Source organism: Pseudoalteromonas sp. L23 (assembly GCF_021728455.1).
Taxonomy (GTDB): domain Bacteria; phylum Pseudomonadota; class Gammaproteobacteria; order Enterobacterales; family Alteromonadaceae; genus Pseudoalteromonas.
In genome coordinates, this window is sequence record NZ_JAKKCW010000017.1 from 64,980 (window position 1) to 82,856 (window position 17,877).

The 17,877-nt window shown below is 42.1% G+C and carries 27 protein-coding genes and 1 pseudogene; 4 read left to right on the forward strand and 24 right to left on the reverse strand.

Annotated elements, in window-relative coordinates; all coding sequences use genetic code 11:
* Positions 1-10 precede the first annotated feature (10 nt).
* From L3V43_RS20590 to L3V43_RS20685, 20 genes are all read right to left on the reverse strand, one after another.
* The gene (locus L3V43_RS20590; RefSeq protein ID WP_237117300.1) at positions 11-766 is read right to left on the reverse strand and encodes a hypothetical protein; all 756 of its coding nucleotides are present in this window, start codon (positions 764-766) and stop codon (positions 11-13) included.
* Positions 763-1,083 (reverse strand): hypothetical protein, encoded by a 321-nt coding sequence (locus L3V43_RS20595; protein WP_237117299.1) that lies wholly within the window; start codon positions 1,081-1,083, stop codon positions 763-765. The genes L3V43_RS20590 and L3V43_RS20595 overlap by 4 nt, the downstream gene beginning before the upstream one ends.
* Positions 1,080-1,676: a hypothetical protein gene (locus tag L3V43_RS20600; protein WP_237117298.1), complete on the reverse strand. Its 597-nt coding sequence runs from the start codon at positions 1,674-1,676 to the stop codon at positions 1,080-1,082. The genes L3V43_RS20595 and L3V43_RS20600 overlap by 4 nt, the downstream gene beginning before the upstream one ends.
* A 2-nt stretch (positions 1,677-1,678) precedes the next feature.
* Complete coding sequence (locus L3V43_RS20605) at positions 1,679-2,755, reverse strand: hypothetical protein (protein ID WP_237117297.1); 1,077 nt, start codon at positions 2,753-2,755, stop codon at positions 1,679-1,681.
* Positions 2,745-3,137, reverse strand: a complete 393-nt coding sequence (locus L3V43_RS20610) for a hypothetical protein (RefSeq protein WP_237117296.1) — start codon at positions 3,135-3,137, stop codon at positions 2,745-2,747. The genes L3V43_RS20605 and L3V43_RS20610 overlap by 11 nt, the downstream gene beginning before the upstream one ends.
* Positions 3,106-3,309: a hypothetical protein gene (locus tag L3V43_RS20615; protein WP_237117295.1), complete on the reverse strand. Its 204-nt coding sequence runs from the start codon at positions 3,307-3,309 to the stop codon at positions 3,106-3,108. Before L3V43_RS20615 ends, L3V43_RS20610 begins: the two co-directional genes overlap by 32 nt.
* Positions 3,309-3,455: a hypothetical protein gene (locus L3V43_RS20620; protein ID WP_157782808.1), complete on the reverse strand. Its 147-nt coding sequence runs from the start codon at positions 3,453-3,455 to the stop codon at positions 3,309-3,311. Before L3V43_RS20620 ends, L3V43_RS20615 begins: the two co-directional genes overlap by 1 nt.
* Positions 3,456-3,458: 3 nt before the next feature.
* Entirely contained in the window at positions 3,459-3,764 is a 306-nt protein-coding gene (locus L3V43_RS20625) for a hypothetical protein (protein WP_138583327.1), read from the reverse strand.
* A complete protein-coding gene (locus L3V43_RS20630) occupies positions 3,764-4,606 on the reverse strand; it encodes a major capsid protein P2 (RefSeq protein ID WP_010606456.1) in 843 nt (280 codons plus the stop codon). Before L3V43_RS20630 ends, L3V43_RS20625 begins: the two co-directional genes overlap by 1 nt.
* A gap of 376 nt (positions 4,607-4,982) precedes the next feature.
* The gene (locus L3V43_RS20635) at positions 4,983-5,225 is read right to left on the reverse strand and encodes a hypothetical protein (RefSeq protein WP_237117294.1); all 243 of its coding nucleotides are present in this window, start codon (positions 5,223-5,225) and stop codon (positions 4,983-4,985) included.
* A 55-nt stretch (positions 5,226-5,280) separates the two neighbouring features.
* Positions 5,281-5,988 carry a hypothetical protein gene (locus tag L3V43_RS20640; protein ID WP_237117293.1) on the reverse strand — a complete coding sequence of 236 codons (708 nt, stop codon included), beginning with the start codon at positions 5,986-5,988 and terminating at the stop codon, positions 5,281-5,283.
* Positions 5,985-6,530, reverse strand: coding sequence for a hypothetical protein (locus tag L3V43_RS20645; protein WP_237117292.1), 546 nt, complete (start codon positions 6,528-6,530; stop codon positions 5,985-5,987). The genes L3V43_RS20640 and L3V43_RS20645 overlap by 4 nt, the downstream gene beginning before the upstream one ends.
* Before the next feature lie 14 nt (positions 6,531-6,544).
* Positions 6,545-7,084, reverse strand: coding sequence for a hypothetical protein (locus tag L3V43_RS20650; protein ID WP_237117291.1), 540 nt, complete (start codon positions 7,082-7,084; stop codon positions 6,545-6,547).
* Entirely contained in the window at positions 7,081-7,272 is a 192-nt protein-coding gene (locus tag L3V43_RS20655) for a hypothetical protein (protein WP_237117290.1), read from the reverse strand. The genes L3V43_RS20650 and L3V43_RS20655 overlap by 4 nt, the downstream gene beginning before the upstream one ends.
* A gap of 45 nt (positions 7,273-7,317) precedes the next feature.
* Complete coding sequence (locus L3V43_RS20660; RefSeq protein ID WP_237117289.1) at positions 7,318-7,515, reverse strand: hypothetical protein; 198 nt, start codon at positions 7,513-7,515, stop codon at positions 7,318-7,320.
* On the reverse strand, positions 7,508-9,592 hold the full coding sequence (locus L3V43_RS20665; protein ID WP_237117288.1) for a hypothetical protein: 2,085 nt from the start codon (positions 9,590-9,592) through the stop codon (positions 7,508-7,510). Before L3V43_RS20665 ends, L3V43_RS20660 begins: the two co-directional genes overlap by 8 nt.
* Positions 9,589-9,984 (reverse strand): hypothetical protein, encoded by a 396-nt coding sequence (locus L3V43_RS20670; RefSeq protein WP_237117287.1) that lies wholly within the window; start codon positions 9,982-9,984, stop codon positions 9,589-9,591. The genes L3V43_RS20665 and L3V43_RS20670 overlap by 4 nt, the downstream gene beginning before the upstream one ends.
* Positions 9,981-10,184: a hypothetical protein gene (locus L3V43_RS20675; RefSeq protein WP_237117286.1), complete on the reverse strand. Its 204-nt coding sequence runs from the start codon at positions 10,182-10,184 to the stop codon at positions 9,981-9,983. Before L3V43_RS20675 ends, L3V43_RS20670 begins: the two co-directional genes overlap by 4 nt.
* On the reverse strand, positions 10,181-10,417 hold the full coding sequence (locus L3V43_RS20680; protein ID WP_211868548.1) for a hypothetical protein: 237 nt from the start codon (positions 10,415-10,417) through the stop codon (positions 10,181-10,183). The genes L3V43_RS20675 and L3V43_RS20680 overlap by 4 nt, the downstream gene beginning before the upstream one ends.
* Positions 10,414-10,776 (reverse strand): helix-turn-helix domain-containing protein, encoded by a 363-nt coding sequence (locus L3V43_RS20685; protein ID WP_138580527.1) that lies wholly within the window; start codon positions 10,774-10,776, stop codon positions 10,414-10,416. The genes L3V43_RS20680 and L3V43_RS20685 overlap by 4 nt, the downstream gene beginning before the upstream one ends.
* A gap of 158 nt (positions 10,777-10,934) precedes the next feature.
* Here L3V43_RS20685 and L3V43_RS20690 point away from each other — a divergent pair, with 158 nt between their 5' ends.
* A complete protein-coding gene (locus L3V43_RS20690; protein ID WP_138580526.1) occupies positions 10,935-11,369 on the forward strand; it encodes a helix-turn-helix transcriptional regulator in 435 nt (144 codons plus the stop codon).
* A gap of 106 nt (positions 11,370-11,475) precedes the next feature.
* Here the strand turns inward: L3V43_RS20690 and L3V43_RS20695 are convergent, their stop codons facing one another.
* Entirely contained in the window at positions 11,476-11,757 is a 282-nt protein-coding gene (locus tag L3V43_RS20695) for a hypothetical protein (RefSeq protein WP_138580525.1), read from the reverse strand.
* A 526-nt stretch (positions 11,758-12,283) separates the two neighbouring features.
* Positions 12,284-12,442: a hypothetical protein gene (locus tag L3V43_RS20700; RefSeq protein WP_171040196.1), complete on the reverse strand. Its 159-nt coding sequence runs from the start codon at positions 12,440-12,442 to the stop codon at positions 12,284-12,286.
* 171 nt (positions 12,443-12,613) lie between these two features.
* Between L3V43_RS20700 and L3V43_RS20705 the strand changes: the two genes are divergently transcribed.
* Positions 12,614-12,844 (forward strand): hypothetical protein, encoded by a 231-nt coding sequence (locus L3V43_RS20705; RefSeq protein ID WP_171040195.1) that lies wholly within the window; start codon positions 12,614-12,616, stop codon positions 12,842-12,844.
* A complete protein-coding gene (locus L3V43_RS20710; protein WP_237117285.1) occupies positions 12,796-13,974 on the forward strand; it encodes a site-specific integrase in 1,179 nt (392 codons plus the stop codon). The genes L3V43_RS20705 and L3V43_RS20710 overlap by 49 nt, the downstream gene beginning before the upstream one ends.
* A gap of 11 nt (positions 13,975-13,985) precedes the next feature.
* On the opposite strand, the gene L3V43_RS20715 is transcribed toward L3V43_RS20710, so the two are convergent.
* Positions 13,986-14,966 (reverse strand): DUF4062 domain-containing protein, encoded by a 981-nt coding sequence (locus L3V43_RS20715; protein WP_237117284.1) that lies wholly within the window; start codon positions 14,964-14,966, stop codon positions 13,986-13,988.
* Positions 14,967-15,373: 407 nt separating this feature from the next.
* Here L3V43_RS20715 and L3V43_RS20720 point away from each other — a divergent pair, with 407 nt between their 5' ends.
* Positions 15,374-16,207, forward strand: coding sequence for a hypothetical protein (locus L3V43_RS20720; RefSeq protein WP_237117283.1), 834 nt, complete (start codon positions 15,374-15,376; stop codon positions 16,205-16,207).
* A gap of 1,527 nt (positions 16,208-17,734) precedes the next feature.
* Here L3V43_RS20720 and L3V43_RS20725 read toward each other — a convergent pair.
* Positions 17,735-17,877, reverse strand: a pseudogene (locus L3V43_RS20725) (IS982 family transposase); the annotation flags it as partial.

Sequence of the window (17,877 nt, forward strand, 5' to 3'; positions counted from 1 at the left end):
TTAATTTCCCTTACTTGGCAATACGCGGATAGTTAATTACTTTGTCCACTGCAAATTTTGAGTTACCGCCAAATTCAATTATGTTCTGGGCAGTATCTCCAGCATTGAATGCTTGATTAACAAACCGAACAAATAAACATTGATAATGGTGTAAGCCTGCAATGTTGATGGTAGGTATTCTTAACGTCTGCGCACAGATATTCCACGCACCATAAAAATCACTGGAATCAAACAATTTATTTATTTGCTCAGAAGTGGCACGACTATTCGCTATTACAAACTGGATTCTAGAAACTGATTTATCTGACGCAAAATCCGGATAACCAGGAGGGCTTGCACTACACACTGCAGTATGCACAACGGTTAGCCCCTGCTCATTGTCATAACAATATGGAGCATTTCCTGAATATGGCACTCTAACCCACTCGGAGCGAGTTTCGTCATTTGGATCAGGTTTAATATTCAAAGACTCTTTTGAGTGTATTGCTCTATCATAGTAATGAATATTCATAACGGTATGCCCCGCCAAATCATCTAATACCGCATCCACTGCCGCACGTCGACTGGCAACAGCTGCATCATGCTGCTGCATCTGCGCATTGTGTTCGGCTTGGAACTGAGCGCTTTTTGCATCATGCTCGCTCTTGAACTCAGCTTGTTGCGTTTGGTGTTCGTGCGCCATGCGCGAGATTGCGCCGCCGCGAATGTCGTCTAGTAGTTGATTGCCGGTGCTGACTAAATCAGCCATGTTTTGCAAATCACTCATACATCATCCTTAATTTGTTCGTTAATCTGTTCTAGTCGAACGGTTGAGAGTTCGACTAGCGTTTCCGTTGCTGCATTCAGATCAGCGCCTAGTGTTAGGTTTTGTGCTGCGTTTTGGCTCACAATATTGGTCAGTACATTGTTATCACGCCACGTTTTCAGCTCGCGGGTGAGCAGTCCAGTTACCGCCGTTGCAAGTGCCGTTTGCGAATTGGCAATACCGTGCATGAGTGTCACCGCATCAGTTTGCGCGGGGTCAATTTGCATAAGTATTTGTGCAAGCACATCGGTATTCATTGGCTCAACTAAGTAGCTCATTGCAACACCTCAACTATGCTAAGTTTTGCCTGACTATCACCTGTGTTATAGGCGTAAATCTCAGCACCATTAGTAAGTGCAAGTGTGCCGCCTTTAACAACTGGCAAGCCGTTGGTTGCCCCGCAATCACTACCGCCAACACGAACGGTTTCATTGTGTACGCTGATATTTTTGATTATCAGCTCATGGCGTAATTCATTGTCGACGACCAACCGCTTGCGGCTATGGGGTTCAATAATGATGTCATCCAATGAATTAAACCGAGTGGCCGACACATTAACCGCACGCACGTTTAATGTGTCCAGCACTCGGGCAATGGTCAGTGCATTCGTGATTTTGACGTTGTTCGAAGCAGTAGAGGTAATGCGCAGGTTAGCCACTTCATATTCTATGTGCAGCAACTCATCACTTTCATTGATGAATGTGACCGTAGAAATTTTTTCTAGGTCGTATTGACGACCAACCGCGCCCACTACGTCCGTAAATTCATTACACTCAATTGCAAAGGTGTCTGACGCATTGATAATGGATAACCAACGCGCCGCGGTACTTACCGAACGAGCCGAGTTAGCTGCTACGGTTATTTTGGCCATCGTTACTTCTTCCCTGCTATCAGTGCCACTGCAACAACTGCAACCGTTAAGCCCAGCGCGACTGAGATATACTTAATCATGCTGCTAGCCGATTGCGCGACTAAATCCTGCCCCTGCAACGATGTGCTTTTTGCCAGTGCAGCGACCTTATCCAGCGCTAATGTGTTTGCTTTCATATTCTCGCTGGCACTGGTAGCCAAGAACTGAGTCACATCTGACTGCGTACCACTCAAGTGCGCCAAATTAGATTGATGCGCCTCACTCAAATCCTTAGACATGTTTTCAATCAAGCTGCTGTTACTGCCCAGCACACTTTCAGCAAGACCGTTTATCGCGCCTAGATTTTCCGTGTGAGAATCCGCCAGCCCCAACACCAAGTCGTTGTTTCCAGCTAGTACTTTATCTGTCAGCTCAGTGACAGCATTTAATCCTGACGTCACCGCATCCAGACTTTGCGAATAACCATCATTTAGTGATGTTGCAATGCCCTCAATGCTTTCTAGCCCACCTGTAAACGAGTTACCTAATGTTTTGGCAATCCCATCACTGAACCCCGTTGCGACTGACAGACTATCCCCTGCCATTTCGCGCATCATTTCCAGTGTGTTTTCAGTCGAGTCACTGAGCGCGTCACTATACACATCAGCTAAATCGGCATTTAGTCCCGCCATGCTGCTAATTGCATTTCTAGCAACTGCCGAATTTGCATCTAGTGACCTATCAACCGTTTCTAATGCCGTTTCGACCGTATCAAAAGCACCTAAGCTAATCTCTTTCGCTGCTTCAATTGCCCCACCATCCAACATGTTGATAATGCCGCGGTTACCAGCAAAATCTCCATCATTGTTAATTGAGTTATCCGTATTAAACGAGTCACTCCACTCTTGCTCTAGTGAGTTATCAATTTCGAAATCATATGCATAGTCATGGCGCACTGAGTTGTCTATGTCGTAGTCATTACGTATGTCTGTACGACTTGCATCAACATTGCTCGCCCCTGCAAACTGACCATCGTTGACGACACTGGTAGAGGTTTGATTGGTTGAAGTGCTTTGACTGCTTTTGGATTTACCGCCCATTTAACACCAACCTATAAACGTATTCGTCATGAAAAATCCCTCTTCGTTTTTCAACCAGCTGTGCTGGTAAATTGGCAAATCCGTGCCGAATGTATTCAGGGTTACGTGTATGCCACCGCATTGAGCCGCATTGCTGCTGTTGCGCATAGCGAATAAGCGATGGTACTGCATCTAAAAGGTTGCGCCCCGCGACCGCGACTATCACCAACTCTTGCGCTTCCTTGCGCGTCACCACGTACAATTGCCCTATTTGGTGAAGTTGTGATATTCCTTGTCGTATCTCGCGTTTAATTGTCCCTTTCGCATTAAAAAGCGCGGGGCGCAGAACACGTAAAACCGAATCAGTTAGCTCAACGCTTTGCACGGCCAAATACCAGTACAAGCGCCACACCAACGGCCGCAAAAATTGCCCACTGTGGGATGCCTTTGTTGTAGGTCATGCCACCAAATCGGGTGTGATTGTTATAAACAGAGTCACCGTTCCCCGACGTAGCATGACCGCCATTAATCGGCATTTGCCCCGTATTGGTAAAGTTTTGTGGCAGGGGAAGCATTAGCCTTGCCCCCATAACAAAAACGCACCATAGGCCAGCCCTGCAACGGTGGCGATTTTAACCACGGAGCGCATCAAACTGCCCATTGAGCTACCCACGATTAAACCACCAATCCCTGTTACAAGCGGCCAAACAAATACAGGCATAAACTATTTCCTTAGTAGTAAGACCAATATAATTGCCGCACCAATACCACCAAAAATCATGGTGTTTTGGCTAAACGGCATTTGTACGCTCGGTTGCGCGACCACAGTCGAACCATCCTTATTTCGACCTTTGACTGGCTCAGCTCGCTTCAACACCTCTGGGTCTTTCGCGGCTTCTTGCTCGTATGCTGTGCGACCAATCCCAAGTAACTCGTCAATTTTGCCTAGGTGTGGATCAACATACTCGTTATACCAGCCTGATACGCTCTCAAATCCGTCTGATAGGAACTCAGGCAAAAAATTAGACATTACGCCCCCTTAGGAACGGGAAACGGCTTCACTTGGTCAAAACCTTGAACATAGGTTTTAATCGCGCCGTTGCTGTCCACTTCAAATTCAAAGTTCAGGCCGAGTGTTGGCATTGCGTTGGCAGAGCCAAAACGAAATAGTGTGAAATCCAACAGCAGATAACCTGCTTGAGGCTTCACGCCTTTGTAGCGCTGCAATTGATAGTCGATGTCTTCACGGGTTAGCGTTTCAACGGTTCGGCCACCACGCTTGACGCGCACTTTGGTGATTTTGACTTCTGACTCATCAAACACCATTTTTTGCACCCAACGATTAGGACCCGTGTTTGGCATTGTCCAAGAGTGCTCACCCGCAGCTGCAGCATGTTGCGTTAATTCGTATCGTGTTGGTTTAAAGATACGGCCTAGCTGGTTAGTGTCCGTCACAAACGCCTTACCCATAATCACGGGTGACGTTGGGTCACTAGCGCCTTTAGTGCCGACTTCAATTTTTAGGGTGACGTCATCAGTTAGCAACGTAACCAACTCAGTCATAAAGATACCGCCATGTGTACGGTACTCATGTTGGCTAAAGTCCAATACAAAACGTCCTGTTTGTTTGAACTTTTCATACATCGTGTCTAGCAAATCCAACATTTTGTTAGTCACTTGCACGATAGGCGTACCGCCAATATCCAGCGTGATTTTTTTAATGGTCTCAACGTGCTTTAGGTTGGTTTCCAACTCAATCGAATGATAGGTTAAACCCGCCTGAAGCTTGATTGTCCACTCTTCACTGTAGTTGCTGCCCGTTGGCGATGGCAACTGCAATACCGACGGTCTAAAATGCTTAATTACACTCATGATGAATTACCCAATTACGTCTTCGACTGCATCAACGTTGTTTGATGCCCATACCACTGCCGCCGCGATAACCGCCGCAATACCAGCAGTAATCAAGTGTCCTTTCATCGCTTTATTCATTTGGTTCATGTCCCTTTGGTTGTTGCTTTCCTGATAGAAGTTTTACAAGTACAAACGCCACAACCGCAGAGCCCGTACTTACTGCTAGATATATTTGATTCATGGTTAAGTGTTCTCTCGTTGTGGTGAATGTGCTTTTTAACGTAGAGAAGCGTTTCGGTTAGCGTCAATGGGGAGTTGGCAGGGGTAACCTATTAGGTTAAATTAGGGTTAAAAAGCTGCTAGAAGCAGCTTGTATATCTATAGTAAGTACTCTTTACTCTGACTTTTCGATCGCGCCTAAAATGTATTCCGCGTACTGATTTAGGTTGTACAAGTGATTTTCTAAGCCGGAAGATGAACCCTCCGTACCAATATCAACCTTGATCAACTCAAGAGCAGCCAGAACTGCAACTTTGTGCTTTTGACTATCTGTATATTTATCGAAGTCCGTAGTTAGCTCATTAGACATTGAAGTCGATTTTGTTGGTACTAGTTTCAGAATTTCATTAATTTCCATAATTTTTCCTTATTTAAAAACCACAAAAACTATAGCAGAAAAGTGACGAAGTACATTATGCGGCTTTTTTCTTTGGAAACTTCAACTTGCCTTTGGTCACATTGTTAAACCCTCGGCCATTTTTGAAGTAGTATTCTAGCGGCTCAAGGTCTGTTATTTGCTTTTCAGTGACCCCGATTTCTCTGGCAACACGGGACACATCGCCAATAGCCTCTTGGATACCTATCCATTTGTACGGGGACATTGAAATTACTGTGTTAGGAATTGGCTGCAAACGCTGGCTCACGCTATGTACAACGAAACCAAACTTTCGCCCACCTTCAAGCAATTCACCGTATAGAGAATCTTCATCGCCCGATGTCACGGTTACACGGTTGATTTCTTCAAGATACAAGTGCAGTAACTTTTTATGATGACCATCACCCAGCGCCCAGCACGCTTTTAAAAATGAGAGGAACACCTTGCGACGCTGAGCAGTGCTACTAGGCAGGTTTTTGGGAGTAAACGCAATCTTAAAACCCCGATTAGTCTGGCGCCCCGCTTTAGCTGCATTGAAAAATTCACGCAAATTGCTGTAAGTACGTACTTCACGGTTTAAAAATCGCTGGTTTTTGTATTGTCCGTATGGATCCCACATGAGAACTTGGTCGGTCTCTTTAATTCTTCCCATTTGGCGTACAGCCGTCGATTTACCCGCCCCCGTTGTACCAGCGTATAAACAGTGCTGCGCATCTAGGGCATCGTTTGGCCTAATAGGAGTCATGCAGCATCCTCCTGAACCTCGTCCTGCTTGGTTTCTGTCGGTTTAACTGGTTGGTTAGCGGCGATTGCTTTGATAGCGCGAACCTGAGTAAATGACTCTTTAACTAGTGCCACAGTAAACAGGCCAGCCATGATTTCATCTTTGTATTGCCCGAACGTACCAATAGCGGTTGGGCCATACTTCACGATAAGCGGCCCATACTTCATAACCGCTTCTTTCTTCATGTTTTCGGTCAAGGCAAAGTCTTGACCTACCATCGTTTTGATAATCGACTCATACGACTCAATAGCAGCGAACGCCAAACCTTGCGCCATATCTGGCGACATTGTTGCGGCATTGACTTGATGGGTGTCTTGCTCACCACTTGTTTGCGGGGCTTGCTCTGGCTTCGGCACAAAATCGTGCTCTTGGTCAATTTGGCCGAGACTGGCCGCAAGTGCTGCCGCCTCCCCCTCTCGACCGTCCATAAAGCTGTTCTCAGGTTTCTCTACAACCTCTTGTTCTGCGGTTTGTTGCTCAATGTTATCGTTGCTGTCTGTCATGATTTTTTCCTTAATTATCTTGCTAATGCGAATAGGCCACCGATTAACCCACCGAGACCGATACAAACCGCCAGTTTCTTGGGTTGTATCGGATCGTTCGCTGCTGGTTTGTTTGGCGTGTGAACTGGTTGGGGCTTTGGCTCAGGTTGCAACTGTTCAACCACCTCCGAAACCACGTCATTCGTGGTTTGTGTCGGTTGTTCGGTTACTTGCTCAACGGTAGGCGTTACCACCTCTAAAACCACATCTGGCGTGGTTTCTATCGGTTCTTCGGTTGGTGTTACCTCTGGCGGCGCTACAGGGCTTTCCCCCTCAGCGGCCAACAGTGCTTCAATATTTGGTTGCATATTTGCACGGATTTTCTCTTGATATGGCTCACGAGCACCTTGGTCTGTACCGCACTCGTCACACAATAAATAGCGTAAGTGCGCCTTTCGGCCTTTTGGTTGGTGAACGGTTGCAATGCTACCGCAATGGTGACGGAATACGCCTAAGACAGGGTTTTTGCTACCTCTGAGCGGTACAGTGCCGCCGTTTAGTGGTACGGTCTTCATGGTTTCAACTCCTCTACTTGTTTTTCAAGTTGGGCGACTTTGTCAATCAAACCGCCTATTACCCCAAATGACAGGTTTACCGCCTGATCAGCAAGCTCGACTTTTTTATCCATTTGCCATACAGACAAAGAATCCGCTTTTTGTTTTAACTCGACACACTGCTTAAATTTCTCTATCACTTGCTTCATTGTGTACCTCCGAAAATACTTATCATTAAATCGCCTTTTTCATTCTTAATCTTCTAAGTCGAGTCGATACTCTTTCACCCACTCCACACGCTCAACTTTGCATGTAATTTTGATGCCCGACTGCTCTAAACCGCCGTTGATACACTCTTCCAACATCCCATCAAAAATATGGTCTTTTAACGCTCCATAGCCCGCAAAAATAAGGAACACTGTAGCTCCAGCTAACTTGTACCCATCACGCATATTCAATAACCCTCTCGTATCTACTGTAGAAATTCACAACCGATTCAATGGACTCATCAACCACTTGCTGCGCTTTAACAAGCAAGTTAGTCACTGTATTTTCTTCTTGCCTTTGCTCTTTGCGGTGTTGCTGGTCGTCATCTAACCCAAACACAGTGCGCAAGCGCCAACCACGAACGCCAATCGCCCAGTTAATGAAGTCTAAAAATTTTGAGTCGTTGGAGAACTTGGCAACACCACCACGGGCAAAGTTGCCGTTTAGGTCAGTTGCCATTGACTGCACTTTTTCAGTCATTGCAGCAATTTGGGATTCCAGCTTTTTGAGTAGCTGATCACGCTTTTCGGTTGGGTCTTTCTTGTTGACGGCTTTCATCTTTTCAGCAAAGCCAATTGTTGATTTCAGGCGTTTTTCAGCTTTGGCCTTTCTTAGCCTCTGCTTTTCGAGCCCCTGCATATATTCCTGAATTAGCCCGTACATATGCTGGGACTCATGCGTTGCGCAATTCTCCCATGCTTCAGCACGGGCATACTTTGAAATATTGTAGCGGTTTCCACGTATCTCACCTTGCGAACCGTCACCGCCTTTAGTCATATAACCAAGCGCTTTTAGTAGGTATTTAGCAGCCGCAGCCGCATTTTTAATGCGCTCAATAGTGACAAACCCCTGCCCCCATTTTTCTTCAATTAATGCCGCCCACTCATGAAAATAAACAGGCTCAACGTTCCATCTCATCAACAAATGAGCATGATAGTTTTGATGTCCGACTGACGAAACTTCGCCCCACGGATAATCACGCGTTTCATGTATTCGGGGTGGTGCTTCCGCTACCCAAATGTAATCAAAAACAGGGCGCTTGCTTGGATCTTGCTCGCATTCGATTTTGCAAATTTCCATATCATCATTCGTGATAGCACGCGCTTCACATTGCTCAATGCACTCCACAATGCCCCACGGGTAAACACGTTCATTGTTGTGCATTAGATCGGTATGTACACGGCCTTTCGCTCCAACCGACGACACTTTACCCCACGGATAAAGACGGTCAGAACGGCCAATACACTCAACTTTGCCCCAGGAGTATTTTTTGGCGGATGGTGTTTTTGATATTCTGCCCGATGCAGTCCAACCCCGTTTGTGCATTTTGCCGACGAGGTCTAAAAATGGGCTCAGCTCTTGCCCTATGGTCGAGCGCTCAAACTCCACCGCTGTATAAGCGCCGCTTGTTGTAATTTCCTCATGCAGTAAATTGCCTTCAGGCGAATAAATCGCAGCGAGCGTGGTGCCAGCCTTGCGCTTAGCAACCTTGCGATAATGGTCGTTATCCATGCGCCAGCGTGCTTTTTCGTCTAATGTGACCGTGGTAAATGCAGTAAAGCCGCCTTTAACAGCCGCCATGTAGAGGCCACTGTCGATAATTTTTCCACGCGCTCGACTGGTTAATTCTGTGGTTAACCTATCACCCGTGTTTGCGTCCGGTGCGTCACTGGTTGTCGTCATTTGCGTGCAAACGATGCGATAACCATCACACCAGTTGCGAGTTTGGAAGTGCGCACGATTATTTTGATAGTGTGGTTTGAGGATTTTCGGCTTTTTGTTTAATTTTGGATTAGCCTCACGCTCAATTTTGCCCACAACTGGCGATTCGAAGTGATTTTTTTCAACTTCGGCAACAAATTTCGGGCGAACTTCACCAGTTTCTATGTCCAGACATTCATCACCTTTGATACCTAGCCACTCTGCACGCTTCTCAGGGCTGAGTTTTAAAGCCGCGTCAGTGTATAAACGCTCTAATTGCTGCGCTTTGTGGTGCTGTGCGGCCTCTCTTTTGGACATTTTAGGCTTTCTTAAATCGGATGTCGGACTTTTGCACCTTATGACAAGCCTAACTTTTTCAATCCCCTGCGGGGCTTGCGCTTCGCGATTAGATCGAGCAAATGATTCAACGTACTCCTGCCACGTTATCGAATTTTCGACCTCCGTTTCAGAGACGTCTGGAATTGAATCACGAAAAAAAGCGCCTTGCTGGGCGCTTTGGATTGCTTCATGGAGAATAGAATCTGTTACTTGGTTTTTCATTTATTCAAACGGCTACTTTCTAAAATCGGTAAGCCCGCTTCAGTTGGTAGGTAAATGATCTGATTTTCTGTCTCTTTAATATTTTCGACAAAAAGCCAGCGAACATACTGATCTGTTAAAGACTCATTGATGATACGGTTAGCCTCAGCAATGCCTTTGGCTCTTTCAATATCCGCTTCAGCCTTGAATCTGGCAGATTCAAGCTCCGCTTTTGCCTCTTCTATTTTTATGCGCTTTTCACTTTGGGCTTGTACAAGTGCAGCTTTACCAGCTGTTTCATAGCGCCATTCTTTCGTGGCGATATTGATACCCATGCCACCAATCAACAATGCAACTGTTCCACCAAAATAAATTATGGGGATCAGTCGTGTATTACTTTCAAAATCTATCATTCTTCAATTTCCTCTACGTAACAGGTGTTAACTGGTGCGGCTAACCAAATACCATTAGTGCGGCCGCTGGCGGCGCGCGCTTCTTCGTGTTGTTGGGTAACAATCTCTGCAAAGGCAAAGTCTGCCTCGTTTGGTTGGCTGCGGTTGTTGGAATACGCATGAAGCTGCGCGGTATCGTTTACAAATTCGGTGCGAGTCATATACAACCCTTTTTTGCGAGAATTCGAGCATACGCCAAACCTTGTAACGGGCTATTGCCGTGAATACGCGGAATGTTTACTTCTTGCTTTGGCTGCACTTTCGGCATTGGGTTTGGAAAACGGCTTTTTGCTTCGTTGAAGATTTCACGAATTTTTCTAGCCTGACGCTGCCAGTGTTCGGGGTTTTCATTTGGGTCAATTAGCTGATCCACTTCGACAATGTACTGGCTCATAGCTGCCCGCCCTCAAGTGCAATCTCATTCGCAACAGCCGTTAAAAAGTTCACTTTCTCATCATGACTCGCGTTTATGCAGACAGATAAAATCGGCTTTCCAACTCTGCGCCCTTTTAGCGGTGACAGAGCAAAAGACCCATCTCTGTCGTTGAAGATTTGATACTGTTCCTTTAACGCCTCAGCAGAAACTTCGCCGCCTGTGAATTGGGATATTTTATTGGAAATATCATCTGGGACTCTCCTATATCCATATATATAGGCGGTTACAGCAGCCTCAGACTTACCGAGAAAAGCTATCAACTCTTGCTTCTTTGCTCTTGAATCGCTCTGCTCTTTTATCCAGTCAATAAGTTTCACAATCCCTCCTGTAATTTTACCTGTAAGCAAACTCAAGAATGAATGTAATATATTAGAGATATATTAGCAATACGTTTTTTTGATCAGATATGGGATTTGATTGGAAACCAATTGAACTGTAATATCTTTTTATAAATTACATTCTCGGTAAGTTTTTGATGGAAGCACCAAACTGGTTAAGTAAAGTTAAATACCTGATGAAAGAACAAGGTATAAAGCAAAAAGACTTAATGGGTATATTTGGCGTTAAGACTCAAGGAGGCGTTAGCCATTACTTCAGTGGGAGAAAGGTAGCATCTGACGCTCAACTTGAATCTTTAGCAAAACTATTCGGCGTAGACGTTTCACTGTTAATTAGTGAACCAGTTAGTGACAACAAGCATAGCATAGATGCACAAGCTCTCACCGAAGCATTCAAAACACTCGCAAGGCTTGATGATCTGAGTGATGAAGAGATAGTTTCTTTTTTTAGAGTTTACGAGAAAATGGGTGAAAACAGAATTGCAGAAGCTTACGACGTGATATCTGCCCTAAACAGACAACGGAAAGAAGAGTTAGAAAACAAACTATTCAAACTAAAAAAGGCTCAATAATGAGCCTTTTTATTTGTACTACTTTGGATCAAATGGGCTTGTCCCAATTGGCAGTCTGATAGGATTACCGCCAGAAACTTTCGTTAGTTCTTCTATGTTCAACAGCTTAACCATTTTTACTTCCTTTCGTTTTCTCAATTTGAGCAAGAACTTCGTCTCTCTTTTTTAGCATTATTATTTGAGCGGCCAAACTACCAGAACTCACGGCCTCTGCGTTCAACCCTATAGCTCTGCCCTTTACATAAGTATCCAAGCAGACAACATTTGAATATTCAATGCTCTTACAAGAAGCCCTGAATAAAAGCCCTGCAGCAACAAGCTCTTTGAATATCAAATAACTTGAAGCCAGCGCAACTACAAACAAAACTAAATTAGTAACGAAATCCATTTATAACACCGTCTATACGCTTTCTTTCAACAAATTTTGCTTTTGCATCGTGCGGATAATACACGCAACAGCAATAAAAACAAACATAATGTTAACACTAACAACAACAAACGTATACAAGTGTGACAAGTAGTTTGTTTCAAGGAACAGTTTCTCAGCCAAGCGCATCAAATGCATAACAGCTTGAACTGCATATAGGCATATAGCTGCCATGGCTATCCTTGTAAGCTTCAATTTAAACTTGTCATGCAAATTTCTAGTCATATGCATTGATAAAATGTAAATCGAAACGAATGAGAAATGCCATATTGCTTTTGAGACTCCTCCCCTGTACTCCGTTGCAATGGTATACAAATAAGGAGTCAACACATTCATGAGCAAAGAGAAGACTACTAAACAACTTAAGCTAACACTGTAGCTATCGAGCCTTCTAAAAGCGCACAGATAAACCAGCCATAATACAACATAAGCGAGTACAACATGCTCGCCTATAGATATTAATAACTGTTCAAACGGACTGTACAAATTAATCCCCTTTAATTGAGTCACCTGAATTGCGCGCAGCAATATAGGACTTAGCTTTAGGCTTTTCATCCACCGGATCTAGTCCACTTCCACCAGTTCCACCAACTACTTTCAGCAATTCAGTCTTTGTTAAATTCTGTATTTTTTTACAACTTTGCATAGCTATATCTCCTCATAGCATGAATCTAATTTATAAGAAAAATTAGAAACAATCAAAATAATATTACAAAAAACTTGACCACGCTTGATATAATTACATAATATTTTACAAGCTGAATGATCGTACTGTAATCATATCAGAGACTAACAATGTTAAATAGTGAGAACAGATATGTTAAATCAAATGGGTTGTATCGGTTCATGGATACCGCAGGAAATGTACTTAAGGTTATACGGAGAGGAGAAAGGCACATTAGACGAACGGATCAGGCGTAAACACTGGATAAAGGGAACACACTATAACGTTCCGCGTGGTTCAAAAGGTCGTTGGATTAACATTGAAGAGGTAAACAAGTGGGCAGCGGGACAAACAAGCACGTCGGCGTATTTACACGCCAACTAAAGTCAGGTGAATGCCTGTATATTACGTTCTTTTATCAGGACGAACGCTGCCGAGAAGCTTTACCAGGATTAAATCCTGAATTAAAAGGTGATTGGGATTTTGCCTTTGGGCTTAAAAAGGAAATTGAGCGCATGATCACGCTTGGGAAGTTTAATTATGGTGATTACTTCCCAAACTCACCCAAGGCCAAAAAGTTTGCTGCAAAGTCCACGGCCACGGTTTTAGATTACCTCAACGACTACGTTAAATATGGTAGAAAGCGCGGTTTAAGCGTTTCTACCATCGAGGGCTATGAAAAGGCGATCAGAGCATTATCGCCTTTACACCACATCAAAGCCGCCAACCTCACCCCTGCCAATGTTAAGCAACTGGTAAAAGACTCGACTGTATCGTTAAAAACCATGCGTAACCGTTTAAGCGTATTAAATTCAGCAATGAACGAAGCTGTAGTTGACGGTGTATTACCGCTAAACCCATGCACCTCAGTAAAGCCACATCAGTATATGGATAAAGTCGAAAAGGTGTCTACTCGCGGCCAGCATGAGGACGTTGACCCATTTAAGCCAAAAGAGATTGAAGCAATTTTAAATGCTTGCAGAAACCAGCCCGAACGCCATTTACTCACTGTGCTGTTTTACACGGGTATTAGGCCGTCGGAGGCAGCAGCACTGCAATGGATTGATGTTGACTTGATCAACGAAGAAATCAAAGTGTGTGAAGCTGTGATTTGGGACTCCACCAATAAAAAGGCCATTACCAAAGGCACTAAGACATCATCAGGTAATCGCGTTATTGAACTGCCCCCTTTGGCGCTCGAAGCACTCAAGTCACAAAAAGCAGTTACAGGCCACGGCAAGTATGTGTTTATTGAACCACGCAGCAAAAAACAGTTAACCGGTGCAGCACAATTGCGCAAAAATATTTGGATCCCCGTACTTAAGAAAAGCGGCGTTCGTTACCGCCACCCTTACCAAGCAAGACACACTTTCGCCACCATGCTAATCAGTAAGGGAAGCAACCTATGGTGGGTTGCCGACCAAATGGGACACGATGGACCCGAAATGCTCTTTAGGCATTATGGTAATTACATTAAAGAGCATGATTTGAAATTGACACGAAAAAGCCGCTAATTAGCGGCCTATTATAGGAAACTTTCTGGAAATGCAGGTTTTCCTAATAAGCTTCTTGCGCTATTTAACTCAGTTATAATTGAAGTCACATTCTGTTTGCGCCAGTATTCATATAAGTCGCTAACTACCAAATCAGATTTTTCTTCTAACTTATCAGCAAAGTCCTTGACATTCTTTGCTGTTTCAATTAATTCAACTACTTCGTCATACTCTACATTTAGGTCATCAATTAATCTGGAGAAGAACCTTATATCTAAAAACTTCTTTTTGAGTTGACTCTCACTTAACTTTGTATGTTCAGCTTGAATAATCGCATTACCGTCATCAGGTTTCACAGCCCTGATCACTTCCTCTAAGTATGTTTGTAAGGAACTATTAATCTCTGAAAGAAGCTCTACCTTATCTGATAGCGACACTAATTTCTTGTTTGTATTTCTTTTATCAAGGAGCTCTCGAAATAATCCGGCCCATTGCTCTTTTAACCAAAACTCTATATCAGTATGCTTTTCAAATTGGTGCAACGGATTGTTTCGGCGCTTCGACATTATTTCATCTAAAAATAAAAATACATTAACCGAATCTACATGGGCGTACTCTACTGAAGTATTTTTTCTATTCTTCCTAAAGGTCTCGTATTCGCCATACACGGACTTTTCAACCAGAATATAGGTTGGAATATCGTTTGAGCGTGCAGCTTGAAACTCTTTTTTGGTTACACTTTCATATCGCTCATGAAACTCTTGTGTTGCGACTACTTTTTCATCACTAGCCGGCGAGCCGTAGCGCCCACCAACAATCAAAACAAAAATTTCTGATTCCGACGCAGAGCGATAACAAGACTCATCCAATGGAATATCTGGATCATACGCAATTCTTCCTTTATCTGATAAGATGGCCGTATATCCAAGGTTTTCTATAAACCCCTCTAGTGAAGCTCGAATGTGCTTTAAATCATAATAGGTGGAACTAACAAAAACTTGAGGCTTAGCCATAATATCCCTTTAAAACATGGAAAACTGAACGGACGTACTTTATAAAAAAGTGCTGAATTTGTCACGGCAAATGCCCCCAAAAAGAGCAACACTCGTAATTATTAGTGAAATCATGTAACTACGTCAGTTCTCGCGTACTTTCAAATCCCCCCAGCTCCACCAAATAGCAATATCAAAACCCTATTAAAACACTTGATTTTAATAGGGTTTTTGTTTTTTAGGTGCATTGCTAGTGAAATAATAATGCTTAAGTAGTGGCCTGGAATATCACGTAAATATCACATGTGCTAAATGCACTATTACTCGATGAATTAAATACATCTAAAAAATCTTACCGCGATTTCTAAAGCTCTCTCAAAGTTGACTAAACTAAAGTACATATCGATGTAATAGATTAGATAATCCATATGCTCAAAAAGCTTCTATGTTTAAGTGTGCAAAAACGAAATGACATAGTTTTTAAAGGTCATTATCTAGCCCCTACTATTCCATCTTTGTGTGGTGTTTTTGTAACTTATGAGTTATTAAACTCAATTGAAAAGGCAAAGCACTTAATTAATACTCACCATTTAAAAGAAGTGGTTTTTTATTGGCAATACACAAATTGGTTCGACTCTTTAAATGAAAAATATTACCAACCAATCGTTTCTAATTTACACATAACCAATAATTACCTCTATTTCAGTGGATACTTTAAGCACTTCGAAAAAGCAAACTTCGTATCACAGCCTTTAGAAATTGCGCTGCTAAAAGACCAAAGTAACATACCCGAAACTTTATTAAATACTTCTTTGTTAAATTCCGATAGAGCGAAAATAATAATTAAAGATATTGAGAATCTTGAACAAGAGCTCAACATTGAATTGGAGCGTTTGGATAGTTTGAGTAATTTGGCAGAGACCATTAATAAGGTTCAGCCAGCATCAATTCGAAATGACAGTTATAAAACCGACAAACTACTTAATGAAGCTTTGGATGAGATTACCAAGCTCCAATTAGATGTTGAGCAATTGGAACTTAAGATAGAAAATAAGTGTAAGCTTCTTTGCAAATCGATTCTTGGCATAGAACAAGAAGATCACATATTTGTGCGTTCAGACAATTTAAATATAGCTCAAGAAATAAAATTAAAGTTTGCAAGATACTACGATAATTCCTTACATCTTGAAGGCCCTAAAAGATTAAAGAATGGTGAACTAAGTAAAAGATACAATGTAATCAGCATTCCACTAAGACAATAATGAACAACGCCCTAGATACGGTCAATAAACTGAAAAGCGCCAACAAAATGGCTCCTCTTTCAACTTTTAATCAAAATGTAATGCCATTTTTTCATTGGGATAAATGCCTATTTAGTCGATTCTGAAAAATTGACTTGGAATGATAGATATTTGAATCTTGTTACTATCAGTAAAATAATAAATTTTGAGTGAACCCTTGGTATTCATAGATAAAATTAACAGAGCAAGAAAATGCAAAATATTTTGGTCATGCATCCCTTTTGGTTTTTCCTAAACTCATCTCCCTCCCCTAAGTCTTTAACTTTCAGACTCGATATAAAAAGTTCTTCTTAAGAAAAAAGCTTTTAACAAAACCGCAAAACAGAAACCGTTAATTTAATCTTTAGGATGTGATTTTTTTGAATTTTTCTGGTGGTGAAAAGTTTTACTTAATTAAATAAGGCACGTTTTTCAAAATTAGAGCTGTGACTAAATTTTTGTCTTTCATTACAGAGTTTTATTTTTAAAAAATGGATTGATTGAAAGATTTAAAGTTCTATTGCTGGTAGCAAAAAAGCTTCACTCATTAAATTGTCTTTGCAAATACTTGACCGAAGGTGAGGCTTCAAAACCCTTATTCAACACAGGCACGAATTTATTAAATTACCAATCAAGAAGCCAAAAATTTTTCAATCGACTTAGTAGTACTTTGTCTTAATCATGCCCAACTAGCATATAGAACAATTCGGCTAGCTCTTAAAGTAAGTTCAGTACTTAAAATGTATTCATCTTCTTCATTACTATTTAGGAGAAAGTTCCAACTAATAATGTTTGATTTAACCTGCATATTATTCCTCGCAGGAAACCGATCATTCTGCGATAGGCTGGCTAATTCGAAATATCTTATAACCTGCAATACCTTGCAGAGAGTCATTTGTTTTTGAAAGCCATATTTAATGAAATTACCTCTCACTCTGCGATAGTATTGTAGGTTGCATTGATCCTCTAATTCCTTACAAACTTTAACTTCATTCATTAATTGCACTTTACGGGCTAAATTTAATTTTCAATTTCAAACTTTCGTCAGAATATAAAAGCCACCCCTCTCCCTCACAACATCACAAAATTGGTAAAAATTGAGTTATTAAAAATTAGTAATGATTATTCTATGAATCATCACTTTTATTTTTTGGGGACGATTTCAGCTTCGTCCCTCGAAATCTCATTCTGCAAATTCACTTGAGCCAGATTACAACAAAAATCATTTTTCATAAATTAATTGTTCCGTTTTAAGTTAAATAATTGATGAAAAAGTCTTTTCATGCTTTGGAGATTTGGAATCGCAAATTTCTCATTTTTAAAAAATTCAGCTCAACCTAATTCGATAATTGAGTAAAAAAGCAATTTGTGTTCACGACACTTCATGGAGAAAAAATTAGTTCACGGAGAAATTTTCGACCTGATTTTTGATTTACTCATAATTGAGGGAAAACGGTTTTTCAAAAAAAATACTCTCAACATTTAACTAACCTGAGATCTGTATAAGAACTAAAGCCGAGTAACTTTTATGCTCGGTTTCTTTGCTTGAAAAGTATAAGCGATGAGGCCTGCCATCAAGTTCACCATAAATGAAACACAGCTACGGTGCCTTGTGTGGTCTATGTGAGTTATGTTCTTGAGTTGATCAAACA